This is a genomic window from Micromonospora sp. NPDC049662 (genome assembly GCF_040675055.1).
In the GTDB taxonomy this organism is placed as follows: domain Bacteria; phylum Actinomycetota; class Actinomycetes; order Mycobacteriales; family Micromonosporaceae; genus Micromonospora.
On record NZ_JBFAOC010000094.1, the window covers coordinates 1 to 14,756 of the forward strand.

The 14,756-nt window shown below is 72.4% G+C and carries 12 protein-coding genes; 7 read left to right on the forward strand and 5 right to left on the reverse strand.

Annotated elements, in window-relative coordinates; translation table 11 throughout:
- Nucleotides 1–45: 45 nt before the first annotated feature.
- From AB0J36_RS33435 to AB0J36_RS33445, 3 genes are all read right to left on the reverse strand, one after another.
- On the reverse strand, nucleotides 46–1,332 hold the full coding sequence (locus AB0J36_RS33435; protein ID WP_357399170.1) for a hypothetical protein: 1,287 nt from the start codon (nucleotides 1,330–1,332) through the stop codon (nucleotides 46–48).
- Nucleotides 1,333–1,623: 291 nt separating this feature from the next.
- On the reverse strand, nucleotides 1,624–2,490 hold the full coding sequence (locus AB0J36_RS33440) for a hypothetical protein (protein ID WP_357118964.1): 867 nt from the start codon (nucleotides 2,488–2,490) through the stop codon (nucleotides 1,624–1,626).
- An 89-nt stretch (nucleotides 2,491–2,579) separates the two neighbouring features.
- On the reverse strand, nucleotides 2,580–4,196 hold the full coding sequence (locus AB0J36_RS33445) for an Ig-like domain-containing protein (RefSeq protein ID WP_357399168.1): 1,617 nt from the start codon (nucleotides 4,194–4,196) through the stop codon (nucleotides 2,580–2,582).
- A 317-nt stretch (nucleotides 4,197–4,513) separates the two neighbouring features.
- Between AB0J36_RS33445 and AB0J36_RS33450 the strand changes: the two genes are divergently transcribed.
- From AB0J36_RS33450 to AB0J36_RS33465, 4 genes are all read left to right on the forward strand, one after another.
- Complete coding sequence (locus AB0J36_RS33450) at nucleotides 4,514–5,584, forward strand: Asp23/Gls24 family envelope stress response protein (protein WP_357399165.1); 1,071 nt, start codon at nucleotides 4,514–4,516, stop codon at nucleotides 5,582–5,584.
- A complete protein-coding gene (locus tag AB0J36_RS33455; RefSeq protein WP_357170453.1) occupies nucleotides 5,581–6,135 on the forward strand; it encodes a hypothetical protein in 555 nt (184 codons plus the stop codon). Before AB0J36_RS33450 ends, AB0J36_RS33455 begins: the two co-directional genes overlap by 4 nt.
- Before the next feature lie 196 nt (nucleotides 6,136–6,331).
- Nucleotides 6,332–6,880 (forward strand): hypothetical protein, encoded by a 549-nt coding sequence (locus tag AB0J36_RS33460; protein WP_357118976.1) that lies wholly within the window; start codon nucleotides 6,332–6,334, stop codon nucleotides 6,878–6,880.
- Nucleotides 6,881–7,067: 187 nt separating this feature from the next.
- Entirely contained in the window at nucleotides 7,068–7,460 is a 393-nt protein-coding gene (locus AB0J36_RS33465) for an FKBP-type peptidyl-prolyl cis-trans isomerase (RefSeq protein ID WP_357118979.1), read from the forward strand.
- Between the two features lie 228 nt (nucleotides 7,461–7,688).
- On the opposite strand, the gene AB0J36_RS33470 is transcribed toward AB0J36_RS33465, so the two are convergent.
- Complete coding sequence (locus AB0J36_RS33470; protein ID WP_357399162.1) at nucleotides 7,689–8,111, reverse strand: STAS domain-containing protein; 423 nt, start codon at nucleotides 8,109–8,111, stop codon at nucleotides 7,689–7,691.
- Between the two features lie 190 nt (nucleotides 8,112–8,301).
- Here AB0J36_RS33470 and AB0J36_RS33475 point away from each other — a divergent pair, with 190 nt between their 5' ends.
- Nucleotides 8,302–9,318, forward strand: coding sequence for an SMP-30/gluconolactonase/LRE family protein (locus AB0J36_RS33475; protein ID WP_357399159.1), 1,017 nt, complete (start codon nucleotides 8,302–8,304; stop codon nucleotides 9,316–9,318).
- A 121-nt stretch (nucleotides 9,319–9,439) separates the two neighbouring features.
- Here the strand turns inward: AB0J36_RS33475 and AB0J36_RS33480 are convergent, their stop codons facing one another.
- Nucleotides 9,440–10,708 carry an Ig-like domain-containing protein gene (locus tag AB0J36_RS33480; protein WP_357118988.1) on the reverse strand — a complete coding sequence of 423 codons (1,269 nt, stop codon included), beginning with the start codon at nucleotides 10,706–10,708 and terminating at the stop codon, nucleotides 9,440–9,442.
- Nucleotides 10,709–11,576: 868 nt separating this feature from the next.
- On the opposite strand from AB0J36_RS33480, the gene AB0J36_RS33485 reads away from it, so the two are divergent.
- Together AB0J36_RS33485 and AB0J36_RS33490 are read left to right on the forward strand one after the other, a co-directional pair.
- Entirely contained in the window at nucleotides 11,577–12,551 is a 975-nt protein-coding gene (locus AB0J36_RS33485; protein WP_357170445.1) for a sugar phosphate isomerase/epimerase, read from the forward strand.
- A gap of 20 nt (nucleotides 12,552–12,571) precedes the next feature.
- Nucleotides 12,572–14,756: DUF3626 domain-containing protein (locus tag AB0J36_RS33490; RefSeq protein WP_363661555.1), on the forward strand; the 2,185-nt coding region annotated here is incomplete at its 3' end.

A 14,756-nucleotide genomic window follows, 5' to 3' on the forward strand; every position in this document is an offset into this window, starting at 1 on the left:
ACCCGGGGTGCTGTCCACCCGGGTGGCCGGCCGCTCATCGACCGGTCAGTTGACGGTGACGCGGATCGAGTCGAACGCCGGGGTCTGGTTGGCCCGCTCCATCATGGGCAGACGGTGCGAGCCGTCACCGGCCCAGACCGAGCACTGCGCGGTGCCCGACTCCGGCAGACCCGGGATCTGGATGGTCACCTCGTCCGGCTGGGCGCCACCGCGGCCGTCCTCGGTGGCGACGAAGAACGCCGGCACCTCCTGCGGCTCGGGCGGCGCGGTCAGGCTGTCCAGCATCCGGCAGGCGGTGTGGAAGTGACCCCGGACCAGGCCCTGGGCGTTGAGCAGCGAGCTCTCCACGTAGTAGCCACCCTGGCCGGCCGCCAGGAACCGGTCCCGGACCAGGTTCTTGGTGCTGACCCGCAGGGTGAAGGGCTGGTTGCGGCCGACCTGCTGCGGGAACTGGGTGATCAGCAGCGACGGGTTGTTGGCGGCGGCGCCGACCTCACCGAACTCGGTGCTCACGCAACGGTTGCCGAGCTGGAAACCGTTGTGCGGCTCCAACTTGCTCTCGTCGCAGTTGTTGGCCAGCACACCGAGGCCAGCGCCGGGAGCGTTGCCGCCGTTGTTGCCACCGCCGGTGTTCCCACCGCCGTTGTTGCCACCGCCGGTGTTCCCACCGTTGTTGGTACCGCCGCCGGTGTTCCCACCATTGTTGCCGCCACCGTTGTTGTTACCGGTCGGCTGCACCTGACACTGGGCGAGTTGCGCCAGGCCCTGCGGGCGGGGCCCGACCCGGTCGATGGCGGTCGTGATGCGGTCCAGCACCGCCTTACGCTTGTCGGCCAACGGCCGCAGAATCGCGTTGTCGATGAACGCCTTACCCTTGTTGCCCTCGGCGGCGAGCCGGCGGTCGGCCTCGGCGATCTGGGTCTGCAACTGCGCGAGGTTACGGTCGACCTCGGCACGCGCCCGCTCCGGCACCTGCGGCAGCTTGGACAGAACATCCGGACAGGCGATGGCCGAGCCGGTGCCGACCGTGCCGTCCTTACCGTCCTCGCACTCCGCGACCGACTCCTGACCGTCACCCCAGTGGTTGCGCACCCACCGACCGTTCTGCCACGTACGGCTGGTCGAGGTGCCGCTCGGCGCGGTCGAGCCGGGGCTCGGTTCCACGCATTGCCCGGCGACGGGCCGGGGCTTGTTCGTCCGCCGGTCCTGGGCCGACGAAATCTGGGTGACGGCGACTACTCCACCGAAGACCACCAGCGTGCCGACAACGGCCAGCAGACGCTTGCTCCGCGCGATGCCGGGTGACCGGCGCGCCCGAGTGGACCTGCGCATCGAATTGCTCTCCTTCTCGATCCGGTAGTGGATTCCTGCCCTCGGCGGACCGACGGATGTGAGATGGCACGCCACGGTGGCGGCCACCGCGACCTACCCGGTAACGTGTCGACGGCCGACGATGCCCTTTCCGCACCGTCGCCCGCGCCCGATCGACGCGGTTGGGGAGATCCTCTTCATTCGCGCAGGAGTACGGGACGGCGACGGGGAAGGTTCAACCACCCCACAGAAAAATGCTCGGCACCCGAACGGATCGGGAGCCGAGCGGTCTTGGGCAGCGGAGAGTCGCGGTCAGTCCACGCAGAGGTGATCGAAGGCGAAACCGCCCACCAGCTCGTCGCGGCGGCGGCTCAGCGCGGCGATCTCGGCGGTGAGGTCCGCACGCGCGAGCAGGCCCGGGTCCGCCGACCGGGCGACGCGCAGCCGCTCACCGATCGCGACGGCCGCCAGGTCCTCGGCCAGGCGGGCCTCGTCGACACCGCACGAGAATCGCTGCGCGGTGATCGACACTCGCTCGACGAGGCAGCCGTCCAGGCGCGGCTGGACCCAGCTCCATCCCTGCGCCGGACCCTCGATCCAGCGCACGTGCAGCCCGCGCACGATCGGGTCGGCGAGCTGCCCGGCCACGTACGCCTCGACGGCCGCCGCCCGGGTCAACGCGCCGAGGTCGTTCACCGGGCCGGTCCGCCCGTCGGGCAGCCGACCGAGGATGTCGCGGAAACCCACCGGGGCGGGCTCGTCCCCGGTGCCGCCCGCCGCGTAGGCGCGCGCGTCGAGCACGTACTCGATCAGACGCCGGCCGTGCTCGGCGGCCCGCAGCGTCGGCGACCCGATGCGCAGCACGGGCAGGCCGACGGCCGCGCCCACGGCGTCGGCGAGCCGCTCGGCGCGCTGCTCGGCCGACCCGGGCAGCGGGACCGGTCCGATCGTCACGGCGACGACCGGCCGCTGGGTGTCGGGCGCGCAGACCACGAGGTCGAACGCCGTTCGGCTGGCCGAGCCCCACTGGCTGCCGGTCACACCCGGCGGACGCCCCTGCACCAGTTCGCTGAGCCGACGCGTCCCGTACACCCGGTGGCCGGCGCGGCTGAACAGCGCGTCGCGTCCACCATCGGCGGGCAACGCCCGCAGCCAGCCGCGCTCGTCGGTGCTCGTCATCTGCCTGATCCATCCGCCGGTCGGTCGAACCGCGCCGAGTCTAGGCGGTCGATCACCCGTTCCGGTGGCGCGGCCCGCCGGCCGCCGCGCTAGCGGCAGACGGCCGTGACGACGACGGGCGCCTGCGGCAGGGTCGGCGGGTGGCAGCCCCCGGGCGTTGTCGGCCGCCACGCCGCCGCGACGTTGTAGAACCAGTCGTCCGGCACGTACGCGGCCCATTGGGACAGGTCGTTGCCGCCGTTCAGGCCACTGGCCAGCGCCACGCTCCGGGAACCGCTTCGGAGCGCGGCCAGCAACTGCTGCATGCCGACCGTCGGATAGCCGAGCGCGGCGCACGCCTGGTCGCCCGAGCGCCAGCACGTCCAGGCCAGTGCCGGGTCGGCGATGGCCCGATCCGGGTACGGGGCCGTGAACAGGTCGAACACCACCGTCTCATCGAAGATGGCCTGACCGACGCTCTGCCAGAAGTCAATCGCGTACGCGGCGTCCGGCATCGGCTTGGCGCAGACGGCGCGTTCGTCCCGGCAGGTCGCCCCCGGCCCGGTGTAGCGGCCGTGGCTCCAGGCGAGCGCGACGATGGGCGTGATGCCGGCGGTCGTCAACCGTTGCGTGTACGCCACGATCTCCTGCCGGTACGGCTCCCCGCCGTAGCGGGGGTCGACGTACGACAGGCCCAGCCAACAGGCCTCGTTGAGGGGGATGTACACCGCCTGCACGCCGCGTGCGGCGAGCCCGGCCACGGCGGTGGCGTCGACCGGGCCGTCCCAGATGCCGCGCCCCTGCACGCAACGGGCCTCCGCTCCGGTGCGCACGAGCGGCGTCAGGCGTCGGGGCGCCGCCGTGTCGATGACCGGGGAGATGCCCCAGAGCTGGTCGCGGACCACGCTGACGTACGGCGCCTGCCGCTCCTCGCCCGGTGTCAACACCCGCACGGAAATACTCTTCTCGCTGCTCAGCGTCGCGCCCTGGTCGTCGTACACCTGGGCATTCACGCTGTAGAGGCCGGCCGGCAGATCACGCCACCGTGCGGTGTACGGCGCGGTGGTGTCGGTGCCGAGCGAGATCCTGTCCGACCAGCTGCCCCAGCCGAAGAACTCGACGCGGGTGATCCGTCGGCCGGGCGCGGCCGTGGCGGCGGCTTCCACGGTGATGGTGGCCGGGGCGAAGAAGTGGTCGCCCTCCTCGGGCTTGATGATCCGCACGGACGGACGGTTCGGGTCGGGGGTGGGGCTGGGCGACCCGCTCGGCCGCGGACTCGGCGAAGTCGGCGGTGGGCTCGACGGGGGCGGAGGCGCGGGCACGGAGGTCGTGCAGGTGACGCCGTTGAGCGTGAATTCCTGCGGCTGGCTGGTCCAGACCACCCCGTGCGTCATGGCATACGGAAAGGACACCGTCTTGTCGGCCGGCAGCGTGACACCGGGCAGGTTACGGATCGTGACCTGCGCGCCGTGCTGTTCCCAGCGCACGCCCTCGACGTTCTTGATCTGCTCGGTCGGGTAGCGCAGCGGGAACCGCAGCGTCCACTCCGCGAGCGGCCGACCGAAACTGTGCACCCTGAGTTCGCCACGCAGCATCGACGAGTACCGGGCGTAGACCAGGAGCTCCGCCGCGCACCCGCTGGCGGCGGAGGCCGGGAGAACCACGGCGAGAGCACCCGTGACGGCGACGAGCGCCACGACGGCCAGCGAGACAACCCGATTTCTCATCAACGACCCCCGTCATCGATATTCGTCACTGGAATCGTCGCCCCGGCCGGTGTCGGACGTCAAGGCGCGCAGGGCTGCGTCGCCACCCCGGGGAAGGGCGTCGACGCCAATTCCACGCCGCTGGCCGCGCCCGGGTACACGCATGGCGGCCTCCTCAGACGCGTATTACAACCGGGTAGAAGCGCGTGAAGGGGACACGGACCACGCCACGTCGGCAGCCGACTGTGACCTGTATCACACTGCTGTCGCGTTCCAGTCGACCTGCCGGGGTGTATCCAGCGAGGTCGCCCGAAGCGGATCGGCTGGGAGGTCGGAGCATGTCGCGACAGCTGCGGTTCGGCGCCCTCGCCGCGAGCGGGCCGCGTCCCCGCCGACGCGAGGGGGAGCATCCGCGCCGGCCCCGGCACCCGCGACCGGCCGGCGAGCCGACCATCCGCCGTCGACCGACCACGGATCGGGCGGAACGACACCACCGGCTTCCCGGGCGGCCCACCTCCACCCGGGCCACGCCGGCCGGCGACGCGCTGCCTGGCGCCGAACCACCGCGCCGCGACACGGACGCGGCAGCGCAGGTCGGTCGGAGCGCCGTCGCCGCCGCCGGCCGGGTGCCGGGCATCCGCGACGTCCGACCGGTCACCGTCCGCGTGGACGACCGGACCGTGGGCCTCGACCTCGACCTCATCACCGAGTACGGACACCACCTGCCCGCCGTCGCCGACGCGGTCCGGCGCGCGGTCGCCGACCGGGTGTACGCCGACACCGGCCACACCGTCGTCGCGGTGACGATCACGGTGCGGGATCTCGTGGTGCCCGGCTCGGACGAGGCCACTCTCCGCCCCTCGACCACGCGGGGAGAGCTGACCATGGCGACCGTCAACCGGGCTGCCTCATTCCTGCTCGGTGTGGTCCTGCTCGCCGGCGGCGCCCTGCTGGCCGCGCAGGCGCTGCTGGTGACGCTCGGTGTACCGACGCCGCTGCTCGTCCGCCCCGGCTGGTACGAGGCGCTGACCAGCACCCGCTGGGCCGATCCGGGCGTGCGGGTGGCGGCCGGCGCGGCCGTCCTGCTGGGCCTCGTCGTCCTGGCCGCTCAACTGCGTCGGTGGACGCCGGTCCGGCTGCGGGTCGACGAACGCGACGGCTGGCACCTGCGCCGACGGTGTGTGGAACGTCGACTGACCGAGGCGGTGGACACCGTGCCGGGCGTACGCCGGACGAGAGTGCGCGTCCGACGGCACGGCGACCGGTGGTGGCCCCGGCTGCACGCCACCGGCGACCCCGCGGCCCGCGCCGAGGTCGAGTTCGCCGTGCGCCAGGAGCTGCGCCGGCTCGCCCGGCCGCGCGTCGACCGTGTCGAGATCCGACTGCTGCCCTCCCGGGGACCGGCATGACCGACGCCGCACATCGCCTGCTGTGGACGATCGTCGCGCTGCTGCTGGTGGCCGGTGGGGCGACCGCGCTGACGATCGGCGCCGGCGCGCTGTCGGGCGGCGACCCGGTCCTGCTCGGCGGCGGCCTGGTCGACGCGTGGCGGCTGGCGACGCCCTGGAGCACCCTGGCCGCCGCGGTGGCCGGGCTGCTGACCGCCGTCGCCGGCCAGCGCCTGCTGCACCGGACGGTACGCCGACCCGACCGGCCCCTGCGGGGCATGCTGAGCCACGCCGGGAACCGTCCCGGTCGCACCCGGCTCGCCACCGAGGTGCTCGTACGCGCCCTGGAACGGGACCTGGTCCGGGCGGCCGGGGTACGCCGCGCCCGGGTCGTGCTCACCGGCCCGCCACCGCGACCCGACGTGTGGGTCCAGGTGGACCTGAGCAGCGACGCCCCCGCCGCGCGGGTCCGCGAGCACGTCCACGCCGCCGTCCGCCGGTTCGCCACGACGGCCGGCTGCGCACCCGCGCACCTCGACGTGACGGCCCGGATCGAGCCGGACCGGCCGTGAGCCGAGCGTCCGTACGGGTCAGCGCGCGGCCCGACGGCCGACCACCCCGCCGCGGTGCCACCCGGCCCAGCCGTCAGGGGTCCAAGGTCCCGGGCCGGTGCGGTCCGGTCGGCCCTGCCGCCCCGAGGGGCCGAGGGCGTCCACTGGAGGTGCCACCGGGAAGCGCGGTGCGAGGCTGAGAAGGGACGTGGACACCATGACCACGACGATCGACCGGACCACCGCCGGGACCCCCGCTGCGGCGACCGACACCACCCGAGCAAAGGCCGCCCGGTACGTCCTGGCGGGCACCCGGATGGCGCTCGGCTGGATCTTCCTCTGGGCATTCCTCGACAAGCTGTTCGGCCTCGGCCACGAGACCGAGTCGAAGAACGCCTGGATCAACGGGGGCAGCCCCACCAAGGGCTTCCTCACCTTCGGGGTCGCCGGTCCGTTCAAGGACATGTACACGAACATCGCCGGCGCCGCCTGGGCGGACTGGCTGTTCATGGTCGGCCTCGCCGGGATCGGCGTCGCGCTCCTGCTCGGTGTCGGCATGCGGGTCGCGGCCGTAGCCGGCGGACTGCTGCTGGTCCTCATGTGGACCGCCGTCCTGCCCCCGGAGAACAACCTCTTCATGGACGACCACCTGATCTACGCCGCGGTGCTGGCCGCCCTGGCGCTGGTCAACGCCGGCGACACCTGGGGCCTCGGGAAGGTGTGGGCGAAGCTGCCGATCGTCCGGCAGGCGCCCTGGCTCCGGTGAGCCCCTCCGACGCGGGCGTCACCCTCCGGGGTGACGCCCGCGAACGTGCGCGTGCGCCCGTGGGCCCGTGGGGAACCGTGTCGATCATCCGCGGTCGGTTCACGGGTGTGGCGTACATCGGCCGTCGGCGATCCGGCAGGATCGACGGTGACCGGACACATCACCGCAACACGGCAGGAGATCCCGCATGAACCAGGCAGCAGGCGCCCGATCGGGCAAGCCCGAGGTGGGTCCGATCGAGGGTGCGCCGCCGGCCGACCTCGTGATCGAGGACATCACCGTCGGCGACGGCCCGCAGGCCGAGCCCGGCCAGTTGGTGAGCGTCCACTACGTCGGCGTGTCGCACTCCACGGGCGGCGAGTTCGACTCGTCGTGGAACCGGGGCGAGGCGTTCGAGTTCCCGCTCGGCGGCGGTCAGGTCATCGCCGGCTGGGACCAGGGCGTGGCCGGCATGCGCGTCGGCGGCCGGCGGCGTCTCACCATCCCGCCGCACCTGGGGTACGGCGACCGTGGCGCCGCCGGCGTCATCAAGCCGGGCGAGACGCTGATCTTCATCGTCGACCTGCTCGGCGTGCGCTGACCGACACCTCGCGGGGGTCGTCCGGCTCGACGCCGGGCGGCCCCTTCGCACGTCAGACCCGGGCGACAGCAGGTCGGCGTCAGACGGCCCCGCTGCCTAGCACGTCAGCGCCCCCCGGCCTTCGGTCACGGCGTGTCCAGTCAGACGGCCCCGCGCCTCGGCACCTCAACGGCGCTCGGCCGCTCGGCGCTCGGCCGCTCGGCCGCTCGGCGCTCGGCCAGGTCAGGGTCAGGCCGCCAGCACCAGGTCACCGGGCGCGGCCGGCGGACGGCGGACGGGCACGGCCAGATCGGCCGGCGCCGCACGACGGGCGGCCTCGACCACCCGGGCGGGCTCGAGGATCGGCATCACCCGGTGCAGGCCGGTGGCGCGCAACACGCGGGCCACCACCGGCGTCGGATCGACCACGACCAGCTCGCCGCCCCGGCCCCGGACGCGCAGATGCGCGGCCAGCAGGGCCCGCACCCCGGCGGCGGAGAGCAACCGGAGCCCGGACAGCTCGAGCTGGACGACCGGACGCGCCGGCGCGGACCACAGCGCGGACCGGAACACGGCCACGGTGGCGATGTCGACCTCACCGGCCACCCGCACCTGGACCGCCTGGTCACCCACGCTGACCTGCACGTCGATCCGGTCGCTGCGCTCTTCCATGCCCTGAAATCTAGCCCCCACCACCGACAGTTTCGCCCGTCCGGGGAGTGATTCCGGGTACGTCCAGGGTCATCCCCCAGGCTTCCCCTCATCCGCCCGAGGGTGGAGGCCAGGGGCGTCGGGGTCGGCCGAACGACCAGGTGGCGCGCCGTACCGGGCACGCCCCGCATCAGCGTCGGAGAATGGGGCGATGGTGATCCCCCGCCCCCGGCCGCCACGGTTGATCCGGCCCGTCCGCGAACCGGCCACCGTCCCGCCTCCGCTTCGCGGCGTGTGGGCGGCCACCGATCGCCGCCTCGACCAGGTCGACCTCCTGCCCCTTCCCGAAGGCGCCGTCGGGCCCGAGGACGTGCTCGTGGACCCGTCCGGTCGGGTCGTCAGCGGCGACGAGGACGGCAACCTCTGGTGGTGGCCGGTCGACGCGCCGGCCGGCACCCGGGGACGGCTGCTGGCCGAGACCGGCGGCCGGCCGCTCGGCATCGAGCTGGACCCGTCCGGGGAGGCCCTGGTCGTCTGCGACGCGTACCGCGGGTTGCTACGGGTCACGCCGGACGGAACGGTCCGCGAGCTGACCGGGACGGCGCCGCCCGTGCACCTGGCCAACAACGCGACGGTGGCCCGCGACGGCACCGTCTACTTCACCGACTCGTCGGACCGGTTTCCGGTCTCGCACTGGAAACGGGACCTGCTGGAGCACCGCCCCAACGGCCGGGTGCTGGCCCACCACCCGGGCAGTGGGCGCACCGAGGTCGTGGCCGAGGGGCTGTACTTTCCCAACGGCATCGCCCTGACGCCCGACGAGTCGGCGCTGATGCTGGTGGAGACCACCACCCACCGGCTGCTGCGCGTCGAGCTGAGCGGCGGGGTGCGGGTGCTCGCCGACCTGCCCGCGTACCCGGACAATCTCTGCGCCGTGGGCGACGGCACGTACTGGATCGCCCTGCCCAGCCCCCGCGTGCCCCTCGCCGAACGGCTGCTGCCGCACCCACGGCTGCGCCAGCTCGCCGCGCTGCTGCCCGACGCCATGCAGCCGCAGCCACGCCGCTACGGGCTGGTCGCGCTCGTCGACGGCGAGGGCACGGTCCGTCGTACGCTGCACGGCCCGGCCGGGCACTACTCGATGATCACCGGGGTACGACAGCACGGCGACCACCTCTGGTTGGGCAGCCTCACCGGGTCCGGCGTGGCCCGCGTACCCCTGGGGTGACGAGCCTGGCCCGCGCCCGACGCCCCCGGGCGGCGGCCGGCCCCGACGGCGGCGGTCCCCGCCCCCGCGAAGGCGAGCGGGCCGGCCCACCGCGTGGGTGGACCGGCCCGAAGGGTGTCTGTCAGCGGCCGCTCACCGAGGGCGCCGGGGCCGGCGACCCACCGGCGACCGCCCCCGGATGCGCCGGGGCGGCCGGCGCGGGCTTGAGCCCCGGAGGCACCGGCAACGCGCTGCCCCTGACGAACTCGTCCCAGCTCACGTTCCACGCCGTCCAGCCGTTGCCGGGCTGCAACTCGACCTCGGTGCCCTTGACGGTGACCAGGTCGCCGACCTGGGTCACGCCCATCAGCCAGTCGGCGGCGGTGGCGGAGACGTTCGCGCAGCCGTGCGAGGTGTTGGTGTAGCCCTGCTCGCCCTCCGACCAGGGCGCCGAGTGGATGAACTCGCCGCCCCAGGTGAGCCGCTGGGCGTCGTCGACGTCGACCACGTAGCCGCCGTTCGGCTCACCCCGGGTGTCGAAGGTGGTCCGCTCGTGCTTCTCCATGATCACCATCTTGCCGCTGGAACTCGGCGTACTCGGCTTGCCCAGGCTGACCGGGATCCGGCGGACCAGCTTGCCGTCGCGCAGCACCGACATCTGCTTCGTGGCGTTGTCGATCTCCAAGGAGACCTGCTTGCCGATCTTCGAGGTGGCGGTCCGCTCGGCGTCCCCCATCAGTTTCTTACCGATCGGCAGCCCCTGCAGACCGGCCCGGACGCTGATCGTCGTCCCGGGTCGCCAGAAATCGGGTGCCCGGTAATAGACCTGACTCCCGTCGTCCAGCCACGACCAGGTGCCCGGCTGCGGCGGATTCGTCTTCACGAACAACCGGCGCTGCACATCCGCCCTGGCCTCTTTCGGAATTGCCGGGTCGAACGCCACCGTTACCGGCATGGCAGTACCGTACGTCCGGTTGCCGACGAAATAGAGCGTGCTGGTCACCTGCGGCTTCGTCGACGTGGCCATCGTGGTGAACGTGGTGGTCCGCGTCGTCGTCGCACCCGAGTCGCCGGTCGCCGTCACCTCCGCGGTGTACGTGCGCCGGGGCTGCAGCGGCGCGCTCGGCACCCAACCCGAGCCATCCTCACGCGGCTCCGCCTTGACCTGCGCGCCCTTGTCGTCGGTGAGTCGGACAGCCGTGACCCGTCCGCCCTTGACCACCGTGCCGACCTCGGCGCTGACCGGGATCTCGCGGGTCTTGTCGCCCGGCGTGACGGTGAGTTCCGGCGGCGCGGCGTGCCGCTTGGCCGGCCCGGCCACCGGGTCCCGACCGATGGTGCACCCGCCCAACACGAGCGGTGCGGCCGCGACAGTTACCGCCAACAGCGTCAATCGCCGCCTAGACGTCATGTTCAGTCCCCCCGTTTTCGGCTTCCCTCACTCATATTCTGGCCGCCTCGACGGGAGCATTCAGGGCATTCGGAGATAATCGCGAGCGCATTTATCGACGCATTTTCCGCCACTGAGCCGCTTGCCGAGAAAGCGCACCACTGCCGGTTGTGGGTGCTCTCCGGCCGCCCGCATGCCCGCCGACCCGCAACGTCCGGTCCGACCACGCCGCCGCCACTCCCGCCCCTATCGCCCTAGGTGCACGACTGACGCAGCAGGCACACGACCGGCCGGAGCGGGCCGGTCTGGGCTGGGCTGGTCAAGATCCGCACAACTTCCCCGATGTTGCTGCCTCCGGCCGGCGGGAGGCAGCAAGATCCCCGATGTTGCGCGGATCTTGGCAGCCCCACAACCCACGAGCAGCAGCTGAGCCCGCCCGAGGGAGCAAGTCCCGGGTCCCACCCCACCCGTCGCGCCGATCTTGCACTTTCGGTTGCCGTTATCGGCAGGCAAGTCCGGTATGTCGGCGCAGAAAGTGCAAGATCGGCGCGGCGGGTGCGGGGCGTGGAGTCTGGGGTCGCGCACCTGGTGGGCGGACTTTTGTCAGGTGGAGCGAAACTTCTGCTGATCGTGAGGGAGCTTTGCCTTTGTCCATGGTCAAGGGTAGGGTCGCTTTCCAGATAGAGGGTTGCCCATTCGTCGATCAGCCTGCCTGCCGCCCCTGCCGGGGTCGGCCGCGGTCCGCCCAGAGGGTCGCCGACCGCGGAATAACGCGTCGTCCACACCGTCCACGCCGGAGCACATCTCCGGCCGGTTCGGCGCGTCCCGGTACGGGCAGCCGGTTGACCGCTGCCGACGGCACGCCATCCGTCAGGAAGGAACCACCACCATGGATCACCAGGCCAACCGCTCGGAGTCGACCGGGGCGTCCGAGTCGGTCAGTCGGCGAGGGTTGCTCCGCGCCGCGACCGTCTCCGCCGCCGCTGTCGGCGCTGCCGGGCTTTTCGCCGGCCCGGCCAACGCGGCGCCCGCCGGTGACACCGCCGCCGCAGGTCAGTCCCACGGCCGGCGTCGGGTGCCGGTGGACCGCATCAGCATCCAGCTCTACACCCTGCGCGACCAGCTCGCCGCCGACCTGCCGGGCACCCTCGCCGCCCTGCGTCGCATCGGCTACCGACGGGTGGAGCACGCCGGCTTCGTCGGGCGTACGGCCGCGGAGTTCCGCGCCGCGCTCGACGCCGCCGGGTTGCGGGCCACCTCCGGGCACACCGGTATCCCGCAGCCGTTCGACGCCGCCACCTGGGAACGCGCCCTGGCCGACGCCAACACGCTGGGCTCCAAGAAGATCGTGCACCCGTACTTCGGTCGGGACGCCGAGGGCCGCCCGTACCGGGACCCGGCCATCTACCGGGCCCTGGCCCGGGACCTCAACCAGGCCGGCCGGCTCGCCGAGCGTGCGGGCCTCGACTTCGGCTACCACAACCACCAGCTGGAGTTCGTGCCGCTGACCGACGGCTCGACCGGCTTCGAGATCCTCACCGGGCAGACCGATCCCCGGCTGGTCCACTTCGAGCTGGACCTCTACTGGACCTGGCGGGGAGCGCACGACCCGGTCGACGTCATCCGGGAGAACCGCGGGCGAATCCGTCAGGTGCACGTCAAGGACCTGGACGTCGAGGGTGGCTTCGCCGATCTCGGCAACGGCGTCATCGACTTCGGTCGCATCTTCGCCCACGAGCGCGAGGCGGGCATCGAGGAGTACATCGTGGAGCGCGACGACGCGGGCACCTCGCCGCGGGTGCCGGCCGACGCCCTCGAGACCGCCCGGGTCGGCTTCGACTATCTCGCCTCGCTCCGGTACTGAGCACCGTGAAGGGCTATTTGATGAACAGAACCGCATTCGCGTCCGCCCTGCTCCTGGTGACCGCCGGCCTGGTCGCGCCGACGACGGCGGCGACCGCCGCGCCGGCTCCGCCACCGGACAGCAGCTTCCAGAAGGTGACGCTCAACGACTTCCCGGGCGAGCCGATGAGCCTCGCCGTCCTGCCCGACCTGCGGGTGCTGCACACCTCCCGGACCGGCGAGGTACGCATCCACGACCCGCGCACCGGGCTCAACACCCTCGCCGCCGACATCGACGTGTACCAGCACGACGAGGAGGGGTTGCAGGGCATCGCGATCGACCCGAACTTCGCCCAGAACAAGTGGGTGTACCTGTACTACTCACCACCCATGGACACCCCGGTGGACGACCCGGCCACGCCGGACGTCAACGAGGGGGACGCGCCGGAGGTCGGCACCGCGGCGGACTGGCAGCGGTTCAAGGGCGCGCTGCGGCTGTCCCGGTTCAAGCTGGAGGGGATGAAGCTCAACCTCGCCAGCGAGCAGCAGATCATCGACGTGCCGACCGACCGGGGGATCTGCTGCCACGTCGGCGGCCAGATCGACTTCGACAGCAAGGGCAACCTGTACCTGTCGACGGGTGACGACACCAACCCGTTCGCCTCCGACGGCTACGTCCCGATCGACGAGCGGGCCGACCGGAACCCGGCGTACGACGCCCAGCGCACCGCGGCCAACACCAACGACCTGCGCGGCAAGCTGCTGCGCATCAAGGTGAAGTCCGGTGGCGGGTACACGGTGCCGGCGGGCAACCTGTTCAAGCCGGGCACCGCGCAGACCCGACCGGAGATCTACGCGATGGGGCTGCGCAACGCGTTTCGCTTCGCGGTCGACCGGCGCACCGACGACGTGTACGTGGGCGACTACTCCCCCGACGCCTCCACGGCGAACCCGCAGCGCGGGCCGGCCGGGCACGGCCGGTGGATGGTGGTCGACAAGCCGGCGAACTACGGCTGGCCGTACTGCGTGACGCCGACCATCGCCTACCGCGACTACGACTTCGCCACCGGCGAGTCCGGTCCGAAGTTCAACTGCACGCGCCCGGTGAACGACTCACCGCACAACACGGGCAAGCGCGTGCTGCCGCCGGTCGAGGCCCCGCAGGTCTGGTACTCGGCGGCCGCCTCGGCCGAGTTCCCGCAGCTGGGCACCGGCGGCATCGCCCCGATGGGTGGCCCGGCGTACGACTACGACGGGACCAGCACGTCGCGTACCCGGTGGCCGGCCTACTACGACGGGGTGCCGCTGTTCTACGAGTGGACCCGGGACTACATCAAGGAGTTCCGCCTCGACGCCGACGGCGACGTCACGGACATCCGGCCGGTGGCGCCGTCGATCGTGGTGGACAACCCGATGGACATGGAGTTCGGTCCGGACGGCGCGCTCTACGTCCTGGAGTACGGCGACGGCTACTTCGCCGAGAACCCGGACGCGCAGTTGTCGCGGATCGACTTCGTCCGGGGCAACCGGACGCCGATCCCGAAGATCAGCGGCACCCCGACCGTCGGGCAGGCCCCGCTGACCGTCGCGTTCTCCAGCGCCGGCACCACCGACCCGGACGGCGACAAGCTGAGCTACGCGTGGGACTTCGACGCGGACGGTTCGGTGGACAGCACCGACCCCAATCCGTCGTGGACGTTCCAGGAGAACGGCTCGTACACGCCGACGCTGAAGGTGACCGACCGCACCGGACGCTCGGCCTCGGCGACCCTGCCGCTGGTGGTCGGGCCGACCGCGCCGGTCATCGAGTTCGTCGCCCCGGTGGCCGGGCAGCCCTTCCAGTTCGGGCAGACGGTCGCGTACGAAATCAAGGTCACCGACGACCTTCCGGTGGACTGCTCGCGGGTGAAGGTCACCTACGTGCTCGGCCACGATGAGCACGGGCATCCGCTCTCCACGGCGACCGGCTGCTCGGGCACCATCCCCACCTTCCTCGACGGTGGGCACAGCGGCGCGGACAACCTGACCGCGGTGTTCGTCGCGGAGTACACCGACGCGCCGACGGAGCCGGGCGTGCCGCCGCAGAGCGCCACGGCGACCGTGGTGCTCGATCCCACGCCGGTGGCCGGCCTGCCGGGAACCGTCGGTCGGGCGCTCGACGACTACGTGGAGGCCCAGGTCCACGGCGCTCTCGACCTCGCGTCCGACGTCGAGGAGCTGGTTGCGG

Bases quoted from the DNA above. Each gene is read 5' to 3' on its own strand.
- AB0J36_RS33435 (WP_357399170.1), bottom strand. From the start codon at position 1,332: ATGCGCAGGTCCACTCGGGCGCGCCGGTCACCCGGCATCGCGCGGAGC.
- AB0J36_RS33440 (WP_357118964.1), bottom strand. From the start codon at position 2,490: ATGACGAGCACCGACGAGCGCGGCTGGCTGCGGGCGTTGCCCGCCGAT.
- AB0J36_RS33445 (WP_357399168.1), bottom strand. From the start codon at position 4,196: ATGAGAAATCGGGTTGTCTCGCTGGCCGTCGTGGCGCTCGTCGCCGTC.
- AB0J36_RS33450 (WP_357399165.1), top strand. From the start codon at position 4,514: ATGTCGCGACAGCTGCGGTTCGGCGCCCTCGCCGCGAGCGGGCCGCGT.
- AB0J36_RS33455 (WP_357170453.1), top strand. From the start codon at position 5,581: ATGACCGACGCCGCACATCGCCTGCTGTGGACGATCGTCGCGCTGCTG.
- AB0J36_RS33460 (WP_357118976.1), top strand. From the start codon at position 6,332: ATGACCACGACGATCGACCGGACCACCGCCGGGACCCCCGCTGCGGCG.
- AB0J36_RS33465 (WP_357118979.1), top strand. From the start codon at position 7,068: ATGAACCAGGCAGCAGGCGCCCGATCGGGCAAGCCCGAGGTGGGTCCG.
- AB0J36_RS33470 (WP_357399162.1), bottom strand. From the start codon at position 8,111: ATGGAAGAGCGCAGCGACCGGATCGACGTGCAGGTCAGCGTGGGTGAC.
- AB0J36_RS33475 (WP_357399159.1), top strand. From the start codon at position 8,302: ATGGTGATCCCCCGCCCCCGGCCGCCACGGTTGATCCGGCCCGTCCGC.
- AB0J36_RS33480 (WP_357118988.1), bottom strand. From the start codon at position 10,708: ATGACGTCTAGGCGGCGATTGACGCTGTTGGCGGTAACTGTCGCGGCC.
- AB0J36_RS33485 (WP_357170445.1), top strand. From the start codon at position 11,577: ATGGATCACCAGGCCAACCGCTCGGAGTCGACCGGGGCGTCCGAGTCG.